The sequence below is a fragment of the Niabella aurantiaca DSM 17617 genome (assembly GCF_000374125.1).
Classification (GTDB): domain Bacteria; phylum Bacteroidota; class Bacteroidia; order Chitinophagales; family Chitinophagaceae; genus Niabella; species Niabella aurantiaca.
Window position 1 is genome coordinate 265013 of the sequence record NZ_KB893643.1, and the last position, 24144, is coordinate 289156.

The 24144-nt window shown below is 42.4% G+C and carries 26 protein-coding genes; 6 read left to right on the forward strand and 20 right to left on the reverse strand.

Annotated elements, in window-relative coordinates; genetic code table 11:
- Positions 1-104 precede the first annotated feature (104 nt).
- The gene (locus tag B160_RS0117945; RefSeq protein ID WP_018629312.1) at positions 105-1238 is read left to right on the forward strand and encodes a homogentisate 1,2-dioxygenase; all 1134 of its coding nucleotides are present in this window, start codon (positions 105-107) and stop codon (positions 1236-1238) included.
- A gap of 261 nt (positions 1239-1499) precedes the next feature.
- Here B160_RS0117945 and B160_RS32135 read toward each other — a convergent pair whose 3' ends face one another.
- The 5 genes from B160_RS32135 to B160_RS30775 form a co-directional block, all read right to left on the reverse strand.
- Positions 1500-1982: a hypothetical protein gene (locus tag B160_RS32135; RefSeq protein ID WP_018629313.1), complete on the reverse strand. Its 483-nt coding sequence runs from the start codon at positions 1980-1982 to the stop codon at positions 1500-1502.
- A 124-nt stretch (positions 1983-2106) separates the two neighbouring features.
- Complete coding sequence (locus B160_RS0117955; RefSeq protein ID WP_157558126.1) at positions 2107-3201, reverse strand: hypothetical protein; 1095 nt, start codon at positions 3199-3201, stop codon at positions 2107-2109.
- A gap of 39 nt (positions 3202-3240) precedes the next feature.
- On the reverse strand, positions 3241-4341 hold the full coding sequence (locus tag B160_RS0117960) for a PA2928 family protein (protein WP_040680063.1): 1101 nt from the start codon (positions 4339-4341) through the stop codon (positions 3241-3243).
- 272 nt (positions 4342-4613) lie between these two features.
- Positions 4614-5240, reverse strand: coding sequence for a response regulator (locus tag B160_RS0117965; protein WP_026309845.1), 627 nt, complete (start codon positions 5238-5240; stop codon positions 4614-4616).
- A gap of 59 nt (positions 5241-5299) precedes the next feature.
- On the reverse strand, positions 5300-7561 hold the full coding sequence (locus tag B160_RS30775) for a GAF domain-containing protein (protein WP_169540096.1): 2262 nt from the start codon (positions 7559-7561) through the stop codon (positions 5300-5302).
- Positions 7562-8071: 510 nt separating this feature from the next.
- Between B160_RS30775 and B160_RS0117975 the strand changes: the two genes are divergently transcribed.
- Positions 8072-8530 carry a MaoC family dehydratase gene (locus B160_RS0117975; protein ID WP_018629318.1) on the forward strand — a complete coding sequence of 153 codons (459 nt, stop codon included), beginning with the start codon at positions 8072-8074 and terminating at the stop codon, positions 8528-8530.
- A 271-nt stretch (positions 8531-8801) separates the two neighbouring features.
- Here the strand turns inward: B160_RS0117975 and B160_RS0117985 are convergent, their stop codons facing one another.
- The 7 genes from B160_RS0117985 to B160_RS0118015 all read right to left on the reverse strand — a co-directional run bounded on the left by B160_RS0117985 (position 8802) and on the right by B160_RS0118015 (position 14473).
- Positions 8802-9293 (reverse strand): cupin domain-containing protein, encoded by a 492-nt coding sequence (locus B160_RS0117985; RefSeq protein ID WP_018629320.1) that lies wholly within the window; start codon positions 9291-9293, stop codon positions 8802-8804.
- Positions 9294-9310: 17 nt separating this feature from the next.
- A complete protein-coding gene (locus tag B160_RS0117990; protein ID WP_018629321.1) occupies positions 9311-10048 on the reverse strand; it encodes a carboxymuconolactone decarboxylase family protein in 738 nt (245 codons plus the stop codon).
- A 23-nt stretch (positions 10049-10071) separates the two neighbouring features.
- On the reverse strand, positions 10072-10518 hold the full coding sequence (locus B160_RS0117995) for a nuclear transport factor 2 family protein (RefSeq protein ID WP_026309846.1): 447 nt from the start codon (positions 10516-10518) through the stop codon (positions 10072-10074).
- Between the two features lie 13 nt (positions 10519-10531).
- Positions 10532-11593: an alpha/beta hydrolase gene (locus B160_RS0118000; protein ID WP_018629323.1), complete on the reverse strand. Its 1062-nt coding sequence runs from the start codon at positions 11591-11593 to the stop codon at positions 10532-10534.
- A gap of 42 nt (positions 11594-11635) precedes the next feature.
- A complete protein-coding gene (locus tag B160_RS0118005; RefSeq protein WP_018629324.1) occupies positions 11636-12286 on the reverse strand; it encodes a flavodoxin in 651 nt (216 codons plus the stop codon).
- An 81-nt stretch (positions 12287-12367) separates the two neighbouring features.
- The gene (locus B160_RS0118010; RefSeq protein WP_018629325.1) at positions 12368-13465 is read right to left on the reverse strand and encodes an alpha/beta hydrolase; all 1098 of its coding nucleotides are present in this window, start codon (positions 13463-13465) and stop codon (positions 12368-12370) included.
- A gap of 24 nt (positions 13466-13489) precedes the next feature.
- Positions 13490-14473, reverse strand: a complete 984-nt coding sequence (locus B160_RS0118015; RefSeq protein ID WP_018629326.1) for an aldo/keto reductase — start codon at positions 14471-14473, stop codon at positions 13490-13492.
- Positions 14474-14939: 466 nt separating this feature from the next.
- On the opposite strand from B160_RS0118015, the gene B160_RS0118020 reads away from it, so the two are divergent.
- The 3 genes from B160_RS0118020 (at position 14940) to B160_RS0118040 (ending at position 16971) form a co-directional block, all read left to right on the forward strand.
- Positions 14940-15524: a helix-turn-helix domain-containing protein gene (locus tag B160_RS0118020; protein ID WP_245562240.1), complete on the forward strand. Its 585-nt coding sequence runs from the start codon at positions 14940-14942 to the stop codon at positions 15522-15524.
- 855 nt (positions 15525-16379) lie between these two features.
- Positions 16380-16643, forward strand: a complete 264-nt coding sequence (locus B160_RS0118035; protein ID WP_008582784.1) for a hypothetical protein — start codon at positions 16380-16382, stop codon at positions 16641-16643.
- Positions 16644-16746: 103 nt separating this feature from the next.
- Positions 16747-16971 (forward strand): hypothetical protein, encoded by a 225-nt coding sequence (locus B160_RS0118040; RefSeq protein ID WP_008582786.1) that lies wholly within the window; start codon positions 16747-16749, stop codon positions 16969-16971.
- 35 nt (positions 16972-17006) lie between these two features.
- Here the strand turns inward: B160_RS0118040 and B160_RS0118045 are convergent, their stop codons facing one another.
- The 8 genes from B160_RS0118045 to B160_RS0118090 all read right to left on the reverse strand — a co-directional run bounded on the left by B160_RS0118045 (position 17007) and on the right by B160_RS0118090 (position 21785).
- Positions 17007-17282, reverse strand: coding sequence for a hypothetical protein (locus tag B160_RS0118045; RefSeq protein WP_008582788.1), 276 nt, complete (start codon positions 17280-17282; stop codon positions 17007-17009).
- Positions 17283-17371: 89 nt separating this feature from the next.
- On the reverse strand, positions 17372-17638 hold the full coding sequence (locus B160_RS0118050; protein ID WP_008582790.1) for an RNA recognition motif domain-containing protein: 267 nt from the start codon (positions 17636-17638) through the stop codon (positions 17372-17374).
- 223 nt (positions 17639-17861) lie between these two features.
- Positions 17862-18140: a hypothetical protein gene (locus B160_RS0118055; RefSeq protein WP_008582794.1), complete on the reverse strand. Its 279-nt coding sequence runs from the start codon at positions 18138-18140 to the stop codon at positions 17862-17864.
- A 250-nt stretch (positions 18141-18390) separates the two neighbouring features.
- Entirely contained in the window at positions 18391-18621 is a 231-nt protein-coding gene (locus tag B160_RS0118060) for a hypothetical protein (protein ID WP_018629329.1), read from the reverse strand.
- Between the two features lie 52 nt (positions 18622-18673).
- Positions 18674-19414: an acyl-CoA desaturase gene (locus tag B160_RS0118065; RefSeq protein ID WP_018629330.1), complete on the reverse strand. Its 741-nt coding sequence runs from the start codon at positions 19412-19414 to the stop codon at positions 18674-18676.
- A 297-nt stretch (positions 19415-19711) separates the two neighbouring features.
- On the reverse strand, positions 19712-19933 hold the full coding sequence (locus B160_RS0118075; protein ID WP_018629332.1) for a hypothetical protein: 222 nt from the start codon (positions 19931-19933) through the stop codon (positions 19712-19714).
- A 97-nt stretch (positions 19934-20030) separates the two neighbouring features.
- Positions 20031-20591: a helix-turn-helix domain-containing protein gene (locus B160_RS0118080; RefSeq protein ID WP_051107205.1), complete on the reverse strand. Its 561-nt coding sequence runs from the start codon at positions 20589-20591 to the stop codon at positions 20031-20033.
- A 141-nt stretch (positions 20592-20732) separates the two neighbouring features.
- Positions 20733-21785, reverse strand: a complete 1053-nt coding sequence (locus tag B160_RS0118090; RefSeq protein WP_018629335.1) for a fatty acid desaturase family protein — start codon at positions 21783-21785, stop codon at positions 20733-20735.
- A gap of 745 nt (positions 21786-22530) precedes the next feature.
- Here B160_RS0118090 and B160_RS0118095 point away from each other — a divergent pair.
- Positions 22531-23766, forward strand: coding sequence for a DEAD/DEAH box helicase (locus B160_RS0118095; protein WP_026309848.1), 1236 nt, complete (start codon positions 22531-22533; stop codon positions 23764-23766).
- The last annotated feature ends 378 nt before the right edge of the window (positions 23767-24144 follow it).

The window sequence follows — 24144 nt, forward strand, 5'->3', positions numbered from 1 at the left end:
CGTTTGAAGGCGCCCTCCCCGGAGGCCCATCCCTGCATTTCTTTCCATCAATCGTTTAAGATCAATAATCAGTAATTAAAATGCCGCACTATTATACATCAGGAATGATTCCGCACAAACGCCATACCCGGTTCCGCAAACCGGATGGCGGGTTGTACAGCGAACAACTTTTCTCCACCGAAGGCTTCAGCAATGATTACGCGCTCTTATATCATTGCCATCCCCCCACCCGGATCATCAAAACGGAACCGCAGCAGGATGTCAGCCCGCAAATTGCCGAAGAAAAGATGCTGCAGCACCGCTGCTTTGAAAGTTTTCGTCTAAAACCGGAAAATGATTTCCTGGAAAGCCGCGTTCCGGTGCTGGTAAACAATGATTGTCACCTGGTGCTGGCCGCGCCGCAGCAAAGCATGACGGACTATTTTTACAAGAACACCGATGGCGATGAGCTGCTTTTTATACACGAAGGCTCGGGTGTGGTAAAAACCCAGTATGGTGAATTGCCCTTCGGCTATGGCGACTATATTGTGCTGCCCCGGGGCACCATTTACCAGATCCATTTTAATGAGACGCACAACCGGCTCTTTATTGTAGAGTCTTTTACTCCACTGCGGTTTCCCGGGCGCTACCTGAGCCGGTACGGGCAGCTGATGGAGCATGCACCTTACTGCGAACGCGATATCCGCCCGCCACAGGATCTCAAAACGATCGATGAAAAAGGCGATTTCCTTATCAAAGCCAAGAAAAGGGGAATGCTCTACGGTCTGCATTACGAAACCCATCCCTTTGATGTAGTGGGATGGGACGGCTGTTGCTATCCGTTCATTTTTTCGATACACGATTTCGAACCCATCACCGGCCGGGTGCACCAGCCCCCTCCTGTGCACCAGACCTTTGAGACCGGTGCTTTTGTGGTCTGTTCGTTCGTGCCCAGGCTATTTGATTATCATCCGCAATCCATTCCTGCTCCTTATAACCACAGCAACATCGACAGTGATGAAGTGATCTATTATGTGGATGGCGATTTTATGAGCCGGAAAAATGTCAGCCGGGGCATGATCACGCTGCACCCTGCGGGCATTCCGCATGGCCCGCATCCCGGAGCTGTTGAAAAAAGCATCGGCGCGCGGGAAACAAAAGAGCTGGCGGTAATGGTAGATACGTTTCGTCCGCTGATGATCACGCAGCAGGCGCTGGCGCTGGAGGACCCCGGCTATATCATGAGCTGGGCGGAGTAAGCATCCTGTTTTTATCCGGGTGCAAGTACTGAAGTCATTAAAGCGGCCTTTTCCACCCGTTCCAAAAAGATGAGCCTGAAATAAAGATCCTCAACGGGACCGACGCAAAGATCTCTTTTATCATGCTAAATTTATGTTAGCATCTATTGATTATCAATGCAGATCTTTCCCCGATCTACTTTTGGCCTGCCTTATTAAAACTAAATTCCAATAACCTTTTTATTCCGGGGCCGCATAGAGCAGGAAAATAATTCATCGAGATCATGTAAATACAAAAAGGAATAAAAGTAACATAACTACAACAAGCACCATGGCACATACCGGAAAAACGCCCCATCTGTAGCGCTTCTCTTCCCGGATAGCTGACACTTCCTCAATAAAAAACCTGTATTTAGCCCTTTCAGGATCCCGGGTGAGCTTATCGGAAGTGTCATCATCTTTATAACCGGCCTGGATAGCGGTAAGCATAGGATCAAATTTTTCTTTATTTGTCCATTTGGTTTCATGACCATTTCTCATGACCATCGTTTTTATGAATATTAACCAATCGATTTTCTGTAATGTTACATCTCCCGTCATTCGATAAAAATCAGACCCGGCTTTTCTTCCGACGTCTGTAAATACTCCCCCCGCTGAGAAAACTTGCCTGTATACCATTCTTAGCCGCTGTTTAAAAATAAAATTTTGATCCTCCTTATAAGCGCCATCCGGTGCGTTGTTGTCGTTAAAGCCGCGCTTTAGCACTTTAACGAAGCCGTAATTTCATAAGTGCCTTCGGCACGGATCATTATGCCCCGGGCGCCATGGCGCTCTGTTGCTCTTTTGGCGTATAAACGGGTTGAAACCCGTTCTTGCCAATCGTTTACAATTAAGGTTTTTCCGCCACAAACACAGACAAGGCACCTGCACCAATTGTGCTAAGGCTGGCGGGCTGGCCGTTCGTCCATAGTATGGCTGCTGTGTTTCCGCCACCAGTAAACTCAGTGCCCACTATGTACACATCCTCACCCAATACTTTTAAAGAATAAGCAGCGGCATTATTACTGCCGTTGGCGAGATTCGTAAAATCGCCATTCTTCCATAGTTTGGGCATAAATTTAAAGTCCGCTGTCATTTCGTAACCGGTTGCATACAGATCGCTTTCGGTTACAAAAAGAGCGGTAACAGTGGCATCATTGGTACCATCAGTAAGGGATTGTGGTCCGCCGGGTTTCCATACTTTGGCTACCATTTTATTGTTTGCGTTTGTTTCAGAACCTGCATAATACATTACAGCAGGATCTGTATTCCATTGTATAAATGCGGAAGAAGCTAAGGCATCGCTGGTGCCACCGGTAAGATGATGGGTATTATTTATACTGCTGTTGGGGGTGGTAGCCCAAATTACAAACTCATCTGGCGTTTCGTTTTTCCAGTAGGAAGCCACATTTTTTGTCCCGTTGCTTTCATAACCTCCTACGCGCATTTCTCCCGCCGTTACAGACACGGAATGCGCCCAGGCATTGTTATCGCCGTTGGTCAGCTCCCAGGGGTCATTGTCACGCCACACCATTGCTACGTCCTTTGACCCGTTATGCTTAACACCCGCCACGTATACACTGCCGCTATAGATACATATGGAGTTAGCCATACTAAAGTCAGCGCCATCGCCAAGTGTGTATAGCAACGAACCGTTCTTCCATACCGTGGCAACTTCAATGTTGCCTGCATTTTTTTCATAGCCTGCTGCATAGACATTATTGTTTTCTGAAACAAACACGGATTTAGCTATGGCGTCATGATTACCATCGGTAAGCGATTGAGCCATTCCGTTCTTCCATACAGTAGCCACCAATTTGCCGTTTTCATTTCTTTCATACCCGGCTACATATACGTCGACCTGGGCCGGTTGTGGTATGGATGGCTGTTTTTTACAACTGCCAATCAGCAAACACGCTGTCATAAGAATTACTAAATACTTCATTGCAATAGGGTTTTATAGTTTTAAAATTGAATGCATTATTTACAAACCAGCTACCGACATTTTACCATCTGCTAACCGGATACTGTACATTTTAGTGATGAGATGGTTATTTTCATCGGCGGCAGACTGGATAAGCAGGTATTGATCGGTAAAATCCAGCCCTTTTATTTCTTTTAGCTTGGTCTCAATGTTCCAAACTTCTTCTCCATCCCTCGTTATTCTGGCAAGATTTGTCACGCCGTTTTTACCGATAGCCGTTTTATAGGCGATGATAAACCCCGATGGGCTCGTGCAGTGGAATGCGCGGCAGGTATTTCGGTTGATCAAAAAAAACGCATTGAGAAATTTTTGGTCTGATACCCGTTTTAAGCGGTCCTTGTCAATAAATAGTTTGGTGCTTTTTTGATTAAATGAGGCCGACCATAAACTTCTGACGGCGTCCAAAGAACCCGCCGCATCATTTCTGAAGGCACCCGCATATACGGGCAACTCATCTGTGCTGTATAACCCGTAAAAAATATTTTCTGCCGTATCCTGACTGCTTTTAAAAGCTCTTTCCGAACCGCTGCGCCACAGGTCGTCTTTAAGATTTCTTTTCCCTGCCGCTTTTTTTTCTTCCCGGGCAACAATGTATGGCTGCGCCTCCAGACTTTGGGTGTTTAACTGCCAGGTAGTACCGTCGGCTGTGGCAATAAGGATCGTCTTGTTTTCGCTATTCCACCGGTAATATTTTGCGTCGTTCAGTAAAGCGGTTGCCAGAGCAGGATTCTTTCGCTCTATTTCTTTTCGGTTCGCCACCTGTTCTAATGTGGAGGAATGATAGGCCGCAAGCTGATCCGTGAATATCCATATTCTATTGCGGTCCTTTCCTATTATCAGGGGCTGTTTGCTTTCTTCTTCGTCAATAAAATCTAATTTCTTTTCGGTGATGCTGTGCATGTTTACTACATCATAATTTACAATATAGTAGGAGCTCTCCATCGCTTTGGTAGATGAGCCGTGCGTTTCTCTATAAGAATATACATCACCATGCCGTTTGATGCCCACTGCAATGGTTTTGTTTTTTTGCTCAAATAATAAGGCATTGGGGAGCCAGGCATATTCATCATGACCGGAGGCGATCCTGCCGTCAGGCGGCATACAACCCATATATAACATAAGCAGCACACCTGATGAAAGAAAGCAGCATTTATTTTTACAGATAAGCAGACACATCATTCTTCAATTTTAAATTTCAACGGAAAACTTTCGTATTGCCCGAACTGCCCTATTGAGGTTGACTAAAGACCCTTCCGATCTTTTCATTTTAACCTGATGTAAAGTTGAGGGCCGGCAAAAAGCCGCACAACCCCAAAATGTGGGTTTTATAAATCGTTTAAATACAGAAACGGAAAGCGATATAAAAACGCCACTTAAATCAGGCGTTCATTGATCGCTTTGGATACGGCTTCGGTAGCGGAATGTACCTGAAGCTTCTCGTAGATCTTTTTGATATAGGAGCGCACGGTCTCAAAACTAAACCCGGTGGCAGCTGCTATCATTTTATAACTATTGCCCTGGCACAGCAGTAACAGGAGATCCTGTTCACTTTTATTGAACTGATATGGGTTATTGACCGTACGCTGCATGGACTGCACCACCATTTTGGCTATTGACGGGCTCATCGGTGCGCCGCCTTCCAATACATCCTCTATGGCGGCAATCAATTTCGCTGAAATATTCTTTTTGAGCAAATATCCGGAAGCACCGGCACAGATCGCATCAAATACATGTTTGTTGTCGTCAAAAACGGTGAGCATGATAATGGCCGGTTTCAGACTTTGTGATCTTATCAGCTTTACCGCTTCTATTCCGTTCCTGCCGGGCATGTCGATGTCCATCAATACCACATCGGGCAATCCGGATTTCATTGTCTCCGTTATTTGAAGGCAATCAGGGTAGGAACCCGTTACGGCATACTCATCCGACAGGTTCAGGAGCTCTTCCAGACCTTTGCGTAGTAGATCCTTATCCTCAAATATCCATATTGTCTTCATCATAAAAAATATATTGCAAAATTCAGAGAACCATTGACAAATACATACCCCAATTTGTGTGTTCAAAGATTCAATTGCAGTTCAATAGAAGTACCTTTACCTTTTACCGAATCGATAATAATACCGGCGTTTACCTGTGCCGCCCTGTTTCGCATATTCCTGAGCCCATTCCCCAATTTAGCTATCGCCGGGTCAAACCCATTGCCATTATCGGTTATCTTCATGACAATACTATCGGAATTGCGGCTGGTAAATCCGATGCTAAGCGTAGTGCAGGAACTATACTTAGCCGCATTATTTACCGCTTCCTTAAAAATAAGGAATACATTCTTGCGAAGAATCGAGTTAAATGTCAGGGGCATTTTTTCTGAAAGGCCATTGCGAAATTGCAAATTTATGTCCAACGGTTCGCAAAGCTCCGTTGCAAAACTTTTCATCCTGGTTAACATACTTTCGAACGTGTCATTTTCCGGGTTTATCGACCATACAATATCATTCATGTTTTCCATGGTCTTGTGTGCCTGATCGCTGATCGCCTTCAAATGCGCCGCTACAAAGCCGGTATCCGAATTTTTTATCAGCGCAGTACGGCTGCTGATATCTATGCTCGACAATTCAGACCCAATATCATCATGCAGGTCGCTGGCAATTTGTTTTCGAATGCTGTCTTCCACAAAATATTTCGTCAATTTCTTCGTACAGGTATCTGCTATTCGCTGAAGCAGCTTCAAATGCCGCCTGGTATAGAAGTTTCTTTTGCTGTGTTCGGAATCGATCACCCCTAACAGCTTTCCCTCCAGTATGATGGGCACCGTGAGTTCTGAAAACCGCTTCTGATCATCAGTTATATAACGCGGATCTTTAGTAGTGTCGGCTATAATTTCAGGCCTCAGTGAGGCGGCTACCGACCCCACAATACCGCTGCCAAGGGGTATCTCGATCTTGTTGGCAATCGTATATCCGTCAGGGTTTTTGGGACCGAATGCGGCTTTCTGAATCAACATTTTCCGATGTTCGTCATAACCGTAAATTACGCAATCCTCAAAGTTTAACCGTGATATGCAGTTTTTGGCAATATCCCAAAATACATCATTCACCGTATTCTGATTATACAAGGAGGTAGCAAAATAATTAAGAATTTCTTCTTCTTTTATTCTGCTGCGGGAGTGATACAGCCATATTATTGATCCCGCAAGGGCCAAACCCAGTATGGATGCCAAAAACCCCCATTTTATCCTATTATTCTTTATATGCAGGAGTTGTATCTGTGCTTCTTTTTTTTCTGCTTCGTATTTTTCCTTTATTTCGGTGGCCGCTGTTATTTGGGCAGTCTGGTTTAATGAATCGTTCAGTGCAGCCGTTTGTTGTGAATAGGTAAAAGCCTGTTGCCAGTGTCCCCGTTGAGCATGCATGTCTGTCAGGGCATCTGAAATTTCCACCTGGAAATTCAGCATATTAAGCGAGTCGCTTAATGCATAGGCTTCCAGCAAATACTTTTCAGCTTCCTGATACCGGGATAAAAGCGTCAGGGTTTTACCCATGAATAGTGCCTCGTAAGCGATGTCACCACGGTTGTTCATTTCAGCAAAACTCCGATAAGCGTTGGTAAAATGCTGCAACGCCTGCCGGTAGGCTTTCTTCATGAGATAAGCCTCTCCGATATGTTCCTGCAACATCGCTTTATGATAAGGTGATGCATTATGCGCTTCTGCCAGCTGAATAGCACGTTGTATGATCTGCAGACTGCTATCCACCTGTCCTTCACTTTTGAAGAGAATGCAGAGGCTTACGGCCACATCAATACATTTTGTGTAATTCTTCTGCGTTTCGTAACCCTTCATTGCATCTTTAAAATATTTTTCCGCCTTTTTTGTGTCGCCGGATTCACGATAAATAATCCCCAGCTGTCTTTTACAATCTGTCTGCAAACCCATATCCTTTAAAATATTGCTGAGCGAATCTGCCCGGAGGATGTATTTTAAACCTTGTGTAAAATTGCTTTGCCGGGCATATACCTGCGAAATATTGATATTTACCCTTGCTATATTGTACATACTGCCGCGTTTTGAAAAAAGCCGCAGTGATTTATGAAGATAGAACAAGGAGGAATCCAGCTTTCCTTTATGCATATAGGCCCAACCAATCGCATTGTAGGCATTGGCTGTGGCAGGGGAATTATTGCCGGATCTGCTTAACACGGTGCTGGCTAGCAACAAGGCAGAATCCGGATCGGAAAACGCCAGATCAAAAGCCACTGAAGCGGTCTTAAAAGAGGTATGGCCGTCCTGCCCATAGGTAAAGGTCATGCTAAAAAATGACACCACAAGCCAAAAGGTTAAAGGTCTGTAAAGCATGAGTTAAGAATTAAAGGTCATTAAGCTAAGAAAGTAAGGTTAGAAGGAAAAACAGTTAAAGAAGTCGTATTTTCCCGGGTTCTGCAACATACGCTTCATTACCCTTGCCATATCGCAATTCTATTTCGTTTCCAGGCAAACCAATGCACCCGTTTCCATGTGCCCGCAATAATTTAAAAGGTGCAAGTTAAGGTCTTTTTGACACCTCTGATTCCCAAATATTAGGTACTCACCCCCTGCGGAGGGCGTTGCCGGGTAACCAAGCGGGCGCCACAGAAACAGATCAAATAAAAAATAACCATCTGCGTCGCCGACATTACTTCGTTGTTAAGTTCCAGTAATAATAAATTCCACAAACGGACGGAGAGATTATATGCACGAACCGAACTGCATGAAAAAGGCCGCAATATTGGTTCTTGAAGACAATGGCCCTCCTGTAAAAACCCACATTAAAGGAAAAAAGTCTTATTTTCGAACTATATGCTGGTCATCAATAGTTTTGAGGAGTTTAAATCGTATTTAGGTAAGGAATTAGGATTTTCTAATTGGCATACAATAGATCAGGAGCAGATTAACAAATTTGCTGCTGCAACGTTAGATTATCAGTGGATACATACAGACAAAGAAAAGGCTGAAAAAGAAGGCCCATTTAAGGCTACCATTGCCCATGGTTATCTGACATTATCATTAATACCCTATCTATGGAAACAAATAGCCGACGTTCGCAACCTGAAAATGGAGATCAACTACGGGATAGAGCATCTTAGATTTGGTGAGCCCGTTTTGGTAGACAGCAACGTTCAATTGAGGGCTAAACTTAAATCGATTGCAGATCTAAGAGGGATTACAAAAGTCGTTATCGAAGCAAATCTTGCTATCAAAAACCAGACGAAACCGGCTTATTTGGGGGACGTCGTATTTTTGTACCATTTTATTTAGCTTGCCATTGAGACTCCGGGGCCAGGGAAAATCCCGTTCCATATTTTTGTACTACCGGCCTCATCGGCGCTAAGGCCTAACCCAAAACACATTTTTCGCTGTAATCGGAAAAACAAGAAAGGAATATGCCCGAATAATTGATCATTCTTAATTTTTCTGCCTGCTTTTTTTCCATAGCCCGGTAAATATCAATACCGCAAAATTAGTCATTCTGTCACAGGTCGTCATTGTTCTGCGGCTCATTTAACATTGCTGACAGGCTCATTTTTTATCACCGTGCTTGATATTCATTATCCATTACTTCCTCCAGCCAGACCGTTTTCCCCTTTTCCCTGCCGGTTATCGCTACCTGTACAAACGCGGTATCAACGCTGGCACCATGCCAATGCGGAATATCAGGCGAACATTTTATAACATCCCCTTTTCGCAACACCTTCTTTGGCTGACCCTTTTCCTGGTAATACCCGACTCCGTCCAGGGCCAGGATTATCTGACCCGCGGGGTGAGAATGCCATTTGGTTCTGGCTCCGGGCTCAAAAGTAACACTACCCACTGCCACCTGGTTGACGCTATCCGCGTTTACCAGCGTCTTTAACCAGGCCGTCCCGGTAAAATTATTATTGGAGATCTTTTCACCCTTTGGGAAAATGATATCCGCATTTGTATTTTCCTGAGATTTTTCTTTGGTTTCATTGCACGATAGTATACCCGCAACAACGCAAAACACCAATAAGAAATGTCCATTAAAATTTATTCTTTTCATTATTACCGTTTAAATACTTATTTTTTACTCTTATTCTTCAACACCTCACTCACCACCTTCTTTGCATTCCTGGCTTCCTTTCTGCCAATCGCCTGCTTAATAACTTCTGTGAATTGCTGCAACTGGTCAGGTGCTATTCCCACATTCAGACAGATATTCAAGTGTGAGCGCAACATGGGTTCTACGCCTCCGATACTGCTAAGCACTGATACTGTTACCCATTCCCGCTCGGCATAGGTCAGTACATCACGTTCAAAAATATCAGCAAACAGGTGTTCTTTGAGGAAGATCTCTATTTCGGGAGCAAAAGCAGCATAGCCGGTTTTTTGATCCTTCTCCGGGACACCGGTTAATTTTTCCAATATGGCCTTACCCCGTTCGTACTTGCTAAGTTCACTACGTATCGGCGATGGCTTCGCACCCATAATATCATTAATACCTTTAGCCTCACGTTCATCCAATACGGCCATAAATGTCTGTAGTCCGCGAAGGCTGCGCGGGAACCCGGCATAGGCATATAAATGAACAAGGACTTCCTTGATCTGGTTTACCGTCAAGCCCGCTTCCAATCCTGTATTCAGCTCTGCTTTAAGTTTTGACAGGTCACCCTTTCCTGCAACAGCAGCGATCCTGATAATGCTTTGCTCCCTGAGGGTCAAGATTACTCTTTTTTCCGGATCTCTTTGAGCATTTAACGCAAAGGGAGCAATACTTAATACAATTGCCAGTGCTATAAATAGTTTAAATGTTTTCATGCCACAAAAGGTTTTCAGTGGCTTTATCTGCCGCCGGGAGTCAATAGCCTGGTAAACGATAATACACCTAATTTCCAATTGCCGTTCTGTTTTACATAAACCTCGGTGACCATAAACGGATTCGTTACTTCATTGCCACCTACAACAGCCAACAGGTCTATTCTATTTAAAAGAATGGCCGTATTATCAATTACTTTCACGGATACCTCGTGAATATCTGCTTTCTTATACCAAATGCCGCCGCTTTTAATTGTTTCAAGTTCCCGCTGCTTTCCCCAGGAGCCGCCCATGTGAACAAACATAGATCTCTCATCAAAAAGGCTGTCCAGAACGGCAACATTTTTATCTGCCATCCATTGCCACTTTTCCCTCGATAGCTTAATAATTTCCTGGTCTGCGGTGGAATTTTGTGCGGCTGACCATTGTGTACCTGCAATAGCTAAAAACAGGCCGAGCATTACTTTTTTCATACTGAAAATGATTTTATAGATTCCTGCCAAAAAAATCAACCAGTTTATTAACTGCCTTATTTACATATTCCGGCTTCCAATAGGTTTGTATATGAGTAGCGCCATCAATCAGAAATAATTCTTTGTTTTTTGCATTTGTTGCTTTTTTAAACGCTTCATCTGTCATGTATTTTGTATCGGCCTTACTTCCTGCCATCATTAAGAGGGGCTGGTTGATTAATTCAATCTGATCGGTAGCATCCCAGCTCATCAGGTCCGTTAAGCTGCTCGTAGTGTACAAAAAGGTTGCATTGGGATGTGCATGGGTTCTGTAATAGTATTCAAATCCTTCCCGATACAGATCGGTCGGGGTTTTGGCAATTTCGGCATCTGTAATGCTCGCTACGCCCGAATACAGCATTTTACCACCGGCGGCCTCCTGCGCACGCGCATCTGAAGCTTGTTTTACGCGTTCCTGTATGGTAGCTAATTGCGAATTCTGAAACCCGTTGCGTCTTACCTCGCCGGAATTAAACATACTCAATGTTGCTACAGCTTTAAATCGTTTATCCGATTGGGCAGCTTTCAGTGTATAACCACCACCACCACAAATACCCAAAGCGCCCAGACGATTGGCATCAACTCCTGCATACTGGCCAATAAAGTCAGCCATACCGCGAATATCTTCAGTCCGGTATTGAGGTTTATCAGTATGGCGGGGTTCTCCGCCACTCGCGCCCTGGTACGCTGCATCCGCAGCAATAGTGATATATCCGTTTTCTGCCAGGCGCTGGGCATATAACCCGGCAGTTTGTTCTTTTATACCTCCGTTAGGATGTGCTACCACTACTGCCGGATATTTCTTTGAAGTATCGTAGTTGGCTGGCGTATAAATATTCGCTGCTATATCGATCCCGTTCAGCTTATAGGTTACAGGGTGAATATTTACTTTCCCTTTTTCATTCTTCGTTATTGCCCCCTCATATACCAATGTAAAGGGGTTTTGTTGATACCTCTTTTCTGTAGATTGCGCATTTACCATATCAGTAGCAGCGAGTGAGGTTGCTATTGCGATTATTGATGTTAATTTTTTCATTTTATATTTATCCTTTTGAAGCGTTAATGCATTTATTACTTATCATTTTACAAAGCCTATTTTATTCAACCAGTTTTGTACCGCTATCTGTACCTGCTTTTCTTTGCCACCTTGCATCACAAATAAAACTCCGTCCTTTTCTATACCGCCTTTGGTAGAAAAGCCTTCCAGAACTTTACTCCTCGGGCAAAGTTGTTTTACCGTTTCAAAACTGCTGCCAACACCATATCCTGCATTGGTATTAAAAGGCACCACCGTTTTACCACTCAGATCATACTCGTTTAAAAAGCTTTTCATGGGTGGAGGTAATTGCGTACCCCAGCTAGGAAACCCGACAAAAACTACATCGTATTTTTCAATGCTGTCAATAGTAGTTTTTAGTGGTGGCAAAGATCCCGTTTCATTTTCCCTTGCTACCTGGTCTACCGTTTTTTTATAATCAGCCGGGTATGGCGTTTTTAATTCCAGCCCCACCAGGTCACCGCCTGTTTGCATATGAATTATTTCGGCTACGGCTTTGGTGTTTTTTGTTCTTGATGAGTAAACGATCAGCACTTTTTTATCTTTCGGTAATTCGCCTTTTTCAGGCAAGGGGTTTTCTTTTTCAGATACTGGGGCTTCCGCCCTTGAACAGGAGGTGAGCATTAAAAGAAAAATGTTTAGTAATAACCCGTATAATTTAACCCGTTTCATTTCTGCTGTCATTTAATGATACAAAGTTCTAAAGGACAAAGAAGTTTTATGGTAGACGGATTCCTGGAATTACTACCAATATTACTTATCCAGTCCTTTTTGTTGTAACCATTTGGATAACTGATCGGCGATTTGCCCATTATTTAAATCTGACATGATGAAATGTGTATTGCCCCTAATCCCTATTTCCGGCAAATGAACAATGGTAGCGTCACCGCCATGCGCGTTTACAACTTTTGCCCATTGCCTTGCGGTGGCCAGCACATTACGCCAAAAGTTAAGCGAAGCCGCGTTGGTTTCTTCTTTGGGTATATAGTCGCCGTAGTAAACCACGATAGGTATTTTGGTTAATTTCAAAAACTCGTTAAGCGGCACACCTTTTCCACCACGATTCCCTTCGGGTGCTTCGCCTTCAGGAAACGTGAAACCGCCCGGCTCTATGGCTACGATAGCCTTTACACGGCTGTTTTGGATAGCCGTTTTCCAACCAGGAGAACCGCCGGCGGAATGCGTAAACAAGATGCCATCACCCGTTCTATCAAAAACAGCCGATAATGCGTTAACAATAGTGCCCTCATTTACATTGCCGGTGTTAGGCGTCATCATCCGGTAAAACTGATCCAACGATTTTTCGTCTTTTGGAAATTGTACACCTTCGTTAAAACTGGGATACAACCCGATACGAAATTGCGTAAACCAGGTTTGGTCATCAGGCGTTGCTGTGATTTGTCCTGGCTTTGTGGTTTGTCCTGCATCGCCGCGGCCCGGCTGGTCAACAAGATAAACTCCATATCCTTTTCGTAAGAAAATATCAGCAAAGCCCTCTCTGCCATCGGCAGTAGTTTGCCAACTGCGGCGGGATTGACCATAGCCGTGTAAGAATACCATTGAATAGCGTTTTGCATTTTCAGGAATCTGGTAAAAAACATCAGCATGGTCGCCATGCCGGGTTTGCCCGCCCTGCTGTACATTCCACGGCTTTAAGGCATCGAATTCACCTTCACTTTTAACCACCGTACCACCTGCCGAAAACGCCCCTTGCTCTTTAATGATCAAATTGCCACTTGAATGTGGTTTCGTTGCTACACAAGATGCAATGCCAAATACAAGAATTACCAATAAATAAATACCAGATCGCTGTTTGCCCATTTGTTTATAATCTGCTGTTTCCCTTTTCATATTATTAATGGTTACTGTACAGTTTTATTTGCCTACTCGTTTTTGTAAATGTTCAGGATACCTTGCCCCTACAATTTCGATATCTTTCAGCGCTTCACCGATACCCGCCAACTCTTTATTGCTTAGGTGGATATCGGCAGCCCCTACATTCTCCTGCAACCGGCGCACCTTTGTTGTGCCTGGAATGGGAACAATCCAGTTTTTTTGCGCAAGCAGCCATGATAATGCAACCTGTGCGGGTGTGGTATTCTTACCGGCGGCAATGCTCTTTAACAGGTCCACCAGGCCCTGGTTGGCTTTCCTGTTTTCTTCCGAGAATTTTGGAACAATATTTCTAAAATCCGTTGGGTCAAATTTTGTGTTTTCATCAATAGCTCCGGTCAAAAACCCTTTGCCCAATGGACTGAACGGTACAAAACCAATTCCCAGCTCTTCGAGCGTGGGGATGATCGCTGTTTCGGGTTCACGGTAGAATAATGAATATTCGCTTTGTAAGGCGGCAACCGGTTGCACAGCGTGCGCTTTGCGGATGGTTTCTATTCCGGCTTCTGATAAACCCCAATACCTGATCTTGCCTTCTTTGATCAAGTCTCCGATGGTTCCCGCGACATCTTCGATGGGCACATCCGGGTCTACTCTGTGTTGGTAAAAAAGATCGATATAATCCGTATTCAAATACCTCAATGAATTTTCCGCCACCTGACGTATACGTTCCGGACGGCTGTCCAGTCCTTTGGATGCATCTCCGTCTTTGAAACCAAATTTCGTGGCAATTACCACCTGGTCTCTAAAAGATTGTACCGCTTTCCCCAGAAGAACTTCATTTCCTCCCTGACTATAGGCTTCGGCGGTATCAAAAAAGGTAATGCCCAGATCATAGGCTTTCCTGATCAGGGAGACGGCATCAGCTTCCGCTGTAGCAGGCCCATAACCAAATGTCAGTCCCATACACCCTAAACCTAATGCGGATACTTCCAGTCCGCTATTTCCCAAAAATCTTTTTTTCATTTTTTATGCTTTTTTAATTGAATAGTGCAAAGTTCCGATCTGAAAATGAGGCAGTTGGTATACAGATTACTGGTTTTACTACCATTATTACTGATTGGATGTGAGGAAAAGCTTCTGTTATCAGGGAGTTTGTACTTTTACATTAGAAAACAAGGATATGGAAAGAGCAATTACCTTTAATACCGTTCACGACTATAATGTCTTCAACAATAACCCCACCTTACATCCGCTGGTAAACATTGTCGATCTCTCCAAGGCGGACCCCAGGTCAGGCCACCGGATGACCTTTAATATTTTTTGCATTGTACTAAAAAACATAAAGTGTGGGGACATCCGGTATGGTAATAATTATTATGACTACCAGGAAGGGACTTTGGTGTTTTTTTCTCCCGGCCAGGTAATCGATGTCACGAATCCCGAAGTATACCAGCCCACGGGAACAGCGCTAATCTTTCATCCGGATCTGTTGCTCAATACGCCACTTGGCAAGCGAATGAATGAATTCAGCTTTTTTTCTTACCAAACAAATGAAGCACTTCATCTGTCTGAACGGGAGAAGAAGATTATACTGGAATGTTTTGACAAAATTACTTATGAATTAAGCCAGTCCATCGATAAGCACAGCAAAACGCTGATCGCTTCCAACATTGAGCTGTTTTTAAACTATTGTACCCGGTTTTACGACCGGCAATTTATTACCCGCGAAAATGTTAACCGGGGCATACTGGAAAAATTTGAAGAATTGCTAAACAATTATTTTGTCTCTGAAAAACCGCAGCTGATCGGTTTGCCTTCGGTTGCTTATTGTGCTGGTGAGCTACATTTGTCCGCCAATTACTTTGGAGATTTAATCAAAAAAGAAACTGGGAAATCGGCCCAGGAATACATCCAGAATAAAATAATAGATACAGCAAAGAATAAGATATATGATGCTGGCAAAACCGTTAATCAAATTGCTTATGAGCTGGGCTTTAAATATCCCCAACATTTTACTCGCTTATTTAAGCAAAAAACCGGCGTAACTCCTAATGAATACAGGAGCATGAACTGAAGAGGATAGTTCTTCCGTTTATTTGAAGCATTAACGATGATTACGTATCAAATCTAACCGTTTGGCTCCAGGAGATTGTTAAAATCAGACATTAAGCAGTTCATTATTTTTAAGAAATCTGTTCCACTGCTGTGATAACTTCATGAATGCCGAACGGCTTATTAATAAAAGCTTCAGCGCAGGCGTCTTCTACATTGCTAAACTGATATGCCGACATAATGATCACTGGTATATGGTTTGTTAAGCCGTTTCCTTTTATTTTCCTGACGCAGTGCTGCCTGCTGGCTCCTGGTGAGGAAAATATTACCCCTTCTTTCCCTTGAAAATGAAAAATAATATCTGAGCTATGATTTTGTAAAAAGAGTACCTGTTAGCGGCTCTTTATATGCGCTCTTTATAAAAAAACATTTGTGGGGGACCGGTCATTGCAGATACACATCAAACCTGTGATATATGTAAGTCTGGCATATAAATATGTAACGCAAATAACGACAAATTGAAGATCTTTATAAACATTGACCTCCCAGGCATCTAATTTTAGGCGTTTTCAAATTATGAACATAATGGCTACTAAAAGCAATCGCTTTTTTGAACCGGCAACGGACGGAAAAGGAAATCTGAAACAGACGGAAAAGGGAACCATCGGGTTGAAAAAAACCTGGTTCATACTTGAACCGAAAGAAAAAAAGATGAGATCATCCCGGGGGGTACTAGCTAACTATTCAAAGATGCGTGAGCGGATTCTAAAATTTGTAAGAAGCATACAGCTGTAGCAAATTTATTGAACAGGTGAAGATCTGTTATTAATAAAAACAAATGTCAACCATAACCCTTTTCCTATATAAAGGTTGCATTATGCAAAAAATGCCTTTATTTAATACAAAAGATAAACTGAGCACGGTGTATAAAATAATGGCTGTGAATTTTATACGTATCGAAAAAGTGGCTCAATTTATAATAGAAGCGCCGGATGATTTTGTTTTTGAAGATGTTTCAAATGATGTACTACTCCAAATGTGTAATAATGCAAAGCAAAGGATCAACCATCATTTTATAGCCGTTAAGACGACGTCCTTTAGCAGGTGCTACAAATTCATTCAAAAGAGGGCCTTTACATAAGGCCGGTTGTTAACATACTGTTCACCTGAGGATGTAAAAAAGACGTTTAAAATCAGCGTCTGAATACATTTTCAAAAAAGTTAAGGGTTTAATAAAAGGAATTATGCATATTCCTGTTCAATTTGAATTTGAAGGAAAAAAAATCTTTGGTGAGCTGAGAAGAAGCAAGAAGATGAATTCCAGACATTACCGGTTATATATTAACAACCGGGAAGTGGGGGAATTTTTTAAAACAGAACGTTTCGGATGGCAATATACAACCCAACAGGGATACTTTCCGGTTATAGCCATGCAGCTATTGCCATATGTGGATGAAAGAGAAGACTGATAAAAATTGCTACAGTTATTTTGGGCACCTGAGTTCTACAGAGTTGGGAAAGCGCTGCGCCTGATCCAGTTAAAAGCGGAAACCTCACTTTTCGCAGCATCCGGCAGATCCCGCGTAATGGTCTGCTCAATGATCCTGCCTTCCAGAAGGCTTACCCGCCCGGCCAATGATGCGTAAAAGTTGATCAGGTAAAGCACCTGATCGCCATTATTTTTATCAAATCTTCTGCGGCTGGGCTGGCCACTAAAAGCAGGCTGTTCGTTGTTCCAGGTATAGTGGGTGCCCGACAGATCTTGTTTTTGGAAATGCATGGTACATGTTTTAAAATGAAGCACACTGAGTACTCACAACAGTTATACTATTAAAAAAGAAGGGGCCGGACGGCCCCTTCGAACATTTATTACCATTTTCTATTAGACCGCTCTTCCCGTTCTTTTGCAGCCGAAACAGCAATTCTCCTGCCATCGACATCCTTACCGTCCAGCTCTTTCATTGCAAGTGTGGCATCTGAAACTGAGCCCATTTCTACGAAACCAAAGCCCCGGCTCTTCCCGGTGGTTCTATCCATAATTACTTTGGCAGAAGACACTTGTCCGAAGCTGCTAAAAAGTTCGCGCAAATCATCGTCAGAGGCATGAAACCCCAGGTTTGAAACATACATGTTCATTGTAAATAAATTTTTCTTTTAAAAAATAGAGGCTAAATGCGGCAGCAAAAAAAGAAGAAGGAGAAAAATAAATGCTATTGGTGCGTAGTAGATATGTAACTGATCCTGACTTGAAGTGATGGAGTATTTATGCCTATCCTTGTAAAGATAAGGCTTTTTAGGCAAATGTGAGTTTTTCTTTTTAAGGGATTAAGAGAATTAAAGTAGGGATGCCATTTGCATCCTATATCCACCAAATGCCCTGTGCCACAAGGTTGCAGGATTTTATAAACAAATGAGTGACATCGCCTGGAGATGGAAACATACCACGCGCGCTGCCTGGTGTTATGAGTTCTATTATATCGTTTTTGGAATTTATAGAACAGATCTCAAATACATCCGTATCCTTTTTGCGTTCCTCATCAAATTGTTCTTCAGGAGCTCCGCTGGAAGGAAATCTTTTTATAATATCTCCTTTCCGTAATAACGGAACCTGTGCTGTTGAGATCTTTTTGCTGGTCATATCAAACAGTTTAGCAGATAAAAAATTTTAATGATGATTGAAGCAGGCACCGGAAAGGAAGTAGTACAAAAGGGAAGACACTACAGCCGAAAACGATCCGCAGAAAAGAATATTGTAGTATAAACATAAAGGAAGCTTTCTTTTGAGCAACCAGGCACACTATATTCCTTACTGAGACGAATAAAGCTTCTTTATTAATTCCGTGAATCTTCTGGTAGCTGAATATTCTTTAAAGCCAGGAATAAACGATTTAAACTGAAATAGCTACTTTTTTAATATCGGTAACAATGTAGTAGAGCGATCCGCTTCTTAATTCATTATAGCCATCCCAATCGTCTAAATGTATCGTCGTACCTGTGGCCGCATAATTGTTTAACAATGCAATAGCGTTTCCGGTAAAACAGACATTCGTCGATATGTTTTCTTTATCCCCGCCCAGGATGTTCAGTTTGTTGCCTGCATGAAATTGATGTTTGGACATAAAAGTTGTTTTTAAATTATAGTAAATAAAGCGGGTAGAAAAATACGTTTCCTTAAGCCATTACCGGTTTTTTGGCAAAGCGTATAATGCGTAGCCATTTTAATAACAGGATAACCGGGTACACCGGATCTACCTCGTGCCAGCGGTTACCAAAATTTACAGAAGACGGATGTTTATGATGATTGTTATGATACGATTCTCCCAGCATTAACACATCTACCACCAGTAAATTGCGTGATGTATTTCTGAGTCTGAAGTTTATATATCCGTATTTATGCGCAAACCAATTTACCAAAGCTCCATGAAAAGCGCCCATCGTAATAACAACAGGTAGCAATAGCCACCACCAGAACGAAGAAGCAAAAATCAAAAAAAATGAAATATAAATCACTACCCAAAGTATACGTGACAGCGGGGAGTTTGCCCAGCGATCAAAACCGTGCCAGTGGGGCAGATTCTTTTCAAATCGTTTTTCTACAGGATATCGCTGGTGTACGATCGCTGAATAGATTTTTTTAGTACGCCACATCATGCTAAACATATTGGAAGAAAAATTAGGTGAGTGCGGGTCTTTTTCCGTATCTGTATAAGCATGATGCATCCGGTGCATGATTGCATAAGCCCGCGCACTCATGTAAGAAGATCCCTGGGTTAGGTAGGAAAACACGAAAAAGAAGCGCTCCCAGAACCTGCTCATCGTAAAGGAGCCATGCGCCGCATACCGGTGCTGAAAAAAAGTCTGACTGAATAGCGAAAGATACCACAACGCTACAAAAAAAATTAAAATCGTCATAATACTATGATGCGTAAAACAGGAATGCAGAAAACGGTATAAAAAGGAGCCGCTTTTGAATGAGAAGAAGAAGGGGAGCAGGAACCCGTGGATGTTTCGCTGTATCTGTAACCAGCTAAAGATACAACCTTTTGATCATATGGTCAAATAGAATGCAATAGCTGTAGCAATGGGCGATGGATCGTTTCGCCTTTTTAATGGCTATAATGCAACAACAAAAAAAGGCAGAATATTTCTTTCTGCCCCACGTTTTCAATAAGATGGATTTCTTTACTGGTATATAAAACAGATGAAGGGTTAGGCGCTGGGTTGTACTTTCCTGAGAATATTAATTACCTCGTCTCTTTTTTTGTTAAGCCGGGTTCCTACCCTGGTGAGTAAGTCATTCTCTTTTCCTTTTTCAAATTTCAGATCGGCATCCACTAAAAGTGGATATTTTTCTTTAAGTGTCTTTGACTGACTGGTCCAATCTCCTATCATTTTAAAATTTTCATTGCTTGTGATTTTACCTGTGTACATGACATTTTATTTAATTTGTAACGGATTTGTTACGCAACAAAGATCAGGTGTTTTTGAAGTGCTATTACTACACATGCGTTCATTAAACTTACAAATATCACAGGTTTTCGAGGTTTTGCTTACGTTTTAGCTTCAATTGCTTATAAAAAGAAGGAGTTAGTCCTGTGATCTTTTTAAACTGGTTAGATAAATGTGCTGCGCTGCTATAATTAAGTCTGTAAGAAATTTCTGTCAGGTTCAGCTCGTCATATAATAACAATTCCTTTACTTTCTCAATTTTATGCATAATGATAAATTGCTGCAGGTTGATGCCCTTTACTTCAGAAAAGGTGTTGGAAAGATACGTATAGCTGTATCCTAACTGTTTACTGATATAATCAGAATAGTTTACTTTAGGTAGTTCGTCCGCATGGTGGATCATTTCCGTTACAATGTTTTTTATTTTCTCAATCAGGATACTCTTTTTGTCGTCCAGTAGTTCCAGGCCATATTTAAGCAGGTTTATTCCAAGCAGATGGCGCTGGCCTTCGGTAATTGTTTCCTGAAGATCCACTACGCCAAGATCTACAGAATCATGCCGAATGCCCAGCTTTTTCAATTCCTCCTGTACTGCCATTTTGCACCGGAGGCTTACCATGTATTTTATATATATCCTCATTGCTATGATTTACCTGGCTAAGATTCCTCCATGGCCGGTTTCATCATGTACGAACACTCTCGCTTTATAGAGCCGTATCCGGACCTGCTTGTGATCCATGTTGTCAAAAGACTCCTTTTGAGGAAAGATCAGTAGCATGAATCAGGCTTTACCCGGGATCCTTTGCGTGCGTTTCCTCATCAGGCAAATAGCCTGTTCCCTGGTTTCAAACGTATTATTGATGTTAACCAGATTATTGGCCAGTTTATTATATTGCCGGGTCATTAAATAATAAAAAACATGAAGATAATGGATGCCATCAAATACAATGGCTTTCTGCCGTGCAAACTCATCCTGCCGCTTTAAAAACTCCTGCGGTAGGTCTGTATAATGCATACCCGGCCGCAAGTGATGTATGATATGGTACCCATCATTCCAGCATGTGTGATTATAGGGCGTATTAATACAGTTAATGGAATTCGTATAGATGTTTTCAGGATTGCTGCCGTCTATAAACGAATGTTGTGTCCAGTTCCCCAGCATCATTACAAACCGGGCAAACAGTAGCGGAAAAACACATATCATTAATGTGGCCTTCAGATTGACAAAACAGAGCACAATACAAAAAATAATGTAAGACCATTCTCCAACGGTTAACCGGGTGTACAACTTCTTCCTTTTACGGCTATATAAATAGCGAAAGGTTTGCATCACTCCCAAAAACAGAAAGTTAAAAAAATAGGATAAAAAGCTTTTGAAGCTATCCCTTTGATAATGCATCGTACTGCTGGAGTCTTCTTCGTTATTGTTTTCAACATGATGCATCCCCATGTGGTGGCTGAAATAACTTTCGGGAGTATGTCCAAACAAAGGGCAAATAATCCAGCTGATGTATCCATGAATTTTTTGCTGATGACCGGGCTTGAACATTTTCCTGTGGCACAGGCAATGGAACATTAACCCGAAGCGACCCTTAAAATAAAACTGGGAAAAGTAAAAATAGACAAGCGCCATCAGCCACCATGCCCATCCTTTTAACAGGGGGGTAAAAAGCAGCAGTGCAACCGGCAATATGAAAATATGGATCCGGGTAAGCAGATACATAAAGGGAAGATCCCGTTTGTCATTCATAAAGCGGAGCCAGAAATTTTCGTAGCGGCTAAAATGAGCTTTAGTTGTATAAACGGGATCCGTTAAGGCGGATAAAATTTTCATTCGTAAATTTTTATTGTTTTCAGACGCCCGATGTATTGGAGCAACCTTTGATTCGAAAAGCTCTCTCGCATCGGGTTTATCCGTATATTCTATTATTGTTCGCCGTTGGTGGAAGACTTTAGCAGCTGAATTGAATTTCGCACATTGTGTTGTGTGGGGAATAATAATTGTGCTCCGTTTCAGGCAGACATTTTAAATATGTAGTGAAATATTTTCGTAAGGTACTTATTTAAACCGGCATTATTAATATTTACCGGCTTTGCCGGTGTTAAAGAATCGCCATTATCGGGATTGTAATTGTTCTGATTATTTGCAATAGGTCAACAAGGCAACGTATTTATTACCCTGTTTGCTGCGGCCGGTATTCTATAATTGGCTGACCTCTAGTGGCTGAGATGGATGCAGGCCTTTTTTAAAAATGAAATTTTTATCAAGCACCTGATTTTGATTTGCTTTTATAGACTACCAGGGTTTATATAAAACATTGATTATAAACAAAGCCAAAACCTACCGGGAATAACAATTTCTATTTTTCAGAAAAAGCACAAAACGTCATCGCTGTGAAAATATAATGATCAATACCGGTTAAATGAACTACCTTCGGTTCTTTGTATGTTATCCTACACTGGATTTGTCTTCCTTCCTCCATTCAAATATAGTGATTGCTTAACGTAAGACAGGCATCGCCTTCGCACTGTTTGTGAATAGCATTGCCCTATTTTATCATTTTTTAATTTACTTAATTTTGTCATTTAACAATTTACAGCTCATTGCGCCTCTACTAAAAGCGCTGAGCGACACATGCTATACTACACCCACTCCTGTACAGGAACAATCCATCCCGGTAATTTTGCAAAACAGAGATGTGCTTGCCTGTGCTCAAACCGGCACCGGTAAAACGGCCTCTTTTGCCCTTCCGCTGTTGCAGCTGTTGCACCTGCAGGGAACAGCAAAGCAAAATAATTGCCGGGCTTTAATTTTAGTACCTACGCGGGAGCTGGCGCTACAGGTGGCGGAAAGTTTTGGTGTTTACGGAAAGTACCTTTCGTTAAAACACCTGGCAGTTTTTGGAGGCGTATCTCAATATAACCAGGTGAAAGCACTGCGGCAAAAGGCTGATATTCTTATTGCAACTCCCGGCCGTTTGCTGGATTTACTTAACCAGGGCTGCCTTTCTTTAAGCAATATTCAATACCTGGTACTGGATGAGGCTGACCGTATGCTGGATATGGGCTTTGTGAATGATGTGCGAAAGATCCTGTCCAGATTACCTTTGCAAAGACAAACAATCCTGTTTTCTGCAACCATGCCTACGGAAATTCAACAATTAGCCGGTACGCTGTTGAGCCAGCCGGTAAAAATAACAGTAACACCACCGGCAACAACAGTTGACCGGATACAACAATCGTTGTATTACACAGAAAAGCGGTTTAAGCCTTCGTTGTTGTTGCAGTTACTGAAAGATGAGCGCATTCAGACAGTGCTGGTATTTGCGAGGACAAAACATGGAGCCGATAAGATTACCCAACATCTTACTGGTGCGGGTATAAAAGCTGCTGCCATACACGGAAACAAATCGCAATCTGCAAGGCAAACGGCGCTCCTGAATTTTAAAAAAGGAGCAATAAAGGTGTTAGTGGCCACGGATATTGCAGCCAGGGGGATTGATGTTGACCACATGGGACATGTGATCAACTATGAGCTGCCAAATGAACCGGAAACCTATGTACATCGTATCGGGCGTACGGGAAGAGCAGGCGCAGAAGGCATTGCTATTTCTTTTTGCGATTATGAGGAGAAATTGTATTTACGCGATATTCAAAAACTGATCCGTAAAACCATACCGGTTATAAAGGGGCATGCTTTTGATGTACCCTTGATGCACGGAGATGATTTTAAAGCAGCGGATTCGTTGCAGATACCGCGCCGAACAAACCGCCCGGCTAAAAGAAAGGGCCTGTCGTTTATGCAGCATATTTAATCAACAATGCAGTAGTGCCAGAGCTCCTAGCCATATTTTTATTTTAGGTGAAAGCTTTCCGGAGATAAGCCTGCATCATAAAATACAGTGGCATAAAAATGTATGAATGGAAAATATAAAAATCGGAGACACAGTTACACTGCAGTCTCCGTTCGATTCTAAAAGACAATATACCGTGTTAGAGATAAATGGTAATTATGTTACCCTGCACCTGGCTGGGCAGCGCAAAAACCTGGTTATTTATATCAAGTGTATAAAAGGCAAACAATAGACTTAAGGAATAGGGACGATTTTTTTATGAATTGTATGGCCCCGGGTCATAAAACAGGTTGTTTGGCCAAATTAGTTAACAATTTTGGGGCCGCTCTTTGAGAACTG

Excerpts from the sequence above, each read along its gene's own strand:
- B160_RS0118055 (WP_008582794.1), bottom strand. The coding sequence starts at position 18,140 with ATGACCAGCAAAAAGATCTCAACAGCACAGGTTCCGTTATTACGGAAA.
- B160_RS0118035 (WP_008582784.1), top strand. The coding sequence starts at position 16,380 with ATGCAAAAAATGCCTTTATTTAATACAAAAGATAAACTGAGCACGGTG.
- B160_RS0118075 (WP_018629332.1), bottom strand. The coding sequence starts at position 19,933 with ATGTACACAGGTAAAATCACAAGCAATGAAAATTTTAAAATGATAGGA.
- B160_RS0117990 (WP_018629321.1), bottom strand. The coding sequence starts at position 10,048 with ATGAAAACATTTAAACTATTTATAGCACTGGCAATTGTATTAAGTATT.
- B160_RS0117995 (WP_026309846.1), bottom strand. The coding sequence starts at position 10,518 with ATGAAAAAAGTAATGCTCGGCCTGTTTTTAGCTATTGCAGGTACACAA.
- B160_RS0118005 (WP_018629324.1), bottom strand. The coding sequence starts at position 12,286 with ATGAAACGGGTTAAATTATACGGGTTATTACTAAACATTTTTCTTTTA.
- B160_RS0118065 (WP_018629330.1), bottom strand. The coding sequence starts at position 19,414 with ATGACGATTTTAATTTTTTTTGTAGCGTTGTGGTATCTTTCGCTATTC.
- B160_RS0117960 (WP_040680063.1), bottom strand. The coding sequence starts at position 4,341 with ATGCCGCCTGACGGCAGGATCGCCTCCGGTCATGATGAATATGCCTGG.
- B160_RS0118050 (WP_008582790.1), bottom strand. The coding sequence starts at position 17,638 with ATGAACATGTATGTTTCAAACCTGGGGTTTCATGCCTCTGACGATGAT.
- B160_RS0118000 (WP_018629323.1), bottom strand. The coding sequence starts at position 11,593 with ATGAAAAAATTAACATCAATAATCGCAATAGCAACCTCACTCGCTGCT.
- B160_RS0118060 (WP_018629329.1), bottom strand. The coding sequence starts at position 18,621 with ATGTCCAAACATCAATTTCATGCAGGCAACAAACTGAACATCCTGGGC.
- B160_RS0118045 (WP_008582788.1), bottom strand. The coding sequence starts at position 17,282 with ATGCATTTCCAAAAACAAGATCTGTCGGGCACCCACTATACCTGGAAC.
- B160_RS0117965 (WP_026309845.1), bottom strand. The coding sequence starts at position 5,240 with ATGATGAAGACAATATGGATATTTGAGGATAAGGATCTACTACGCAAA.
- B160_RS0117955 (WP_157558126.1), bottom strand. The coding sequence starts at position 3,201 with ATGAAGTATTTAGTAATTCTTATGACAGCGTGTTTGCTGATTGGCAGT.
- B160_RS0118015 (WP_018629326.1), bottom strand. The coding sequence starts at position 14,473 with ATGAAAAAAAGATTTTTGGGAAATAGCGGACTGGAAGTATCCGCATTA.
- B160_RS0117985 (WP_018629320.1), bottom strand. The coding sequence starts at position 9,293 with ATGAAAAGAATAAATTTTAATGGACATTTCTTATTGGTGTTTTGCGTT.
- B160_RS0118090 (WP_018629335.1), bottom strand. The coding sequence starts at position 21,785 with ATGAAAATTTTATCCGCCTTAACGGATCCCGTTTATACAACTAAAGCT.
- B160_RS0118040 (WP_008582786.1), top strand. The coding sequence starts at position 16,747 with ATGCATATTCCTGTTCAATTTGAATTTGAAGGAAAAAAAATCTTTGGT.
- B160_RS0118010 (WP_018629325.1), bottom strand. The coding sequence starts at position 13,465 with ATGAAAAGGGAAACAGCAGATTATAAACAAATGGGCAAACAGCGATCT.
- B160_RS0118080 (WP_051107205.1), bottom strand. The coding sequence starts at position 20,591 with ATGAGGATATATATAAAATACATGGTAAGCCTCCGGTGCAAAATGGCA.
- B160_RS0117975 (WP_018629318.1), top strand. The coding sequence starts at position 8,072 with ATGCTGGTCATCAATAGTTTTGAGGAGTTTAAATCGTATTTAGGTAAG.
- B160_RS0117945 (WP_018629312.1), top strand. The coding sequence starts at position 105 with ATGATTCCGCACAAACGCCATACCCGGTTCCGCAAACCGGATGGCGGG.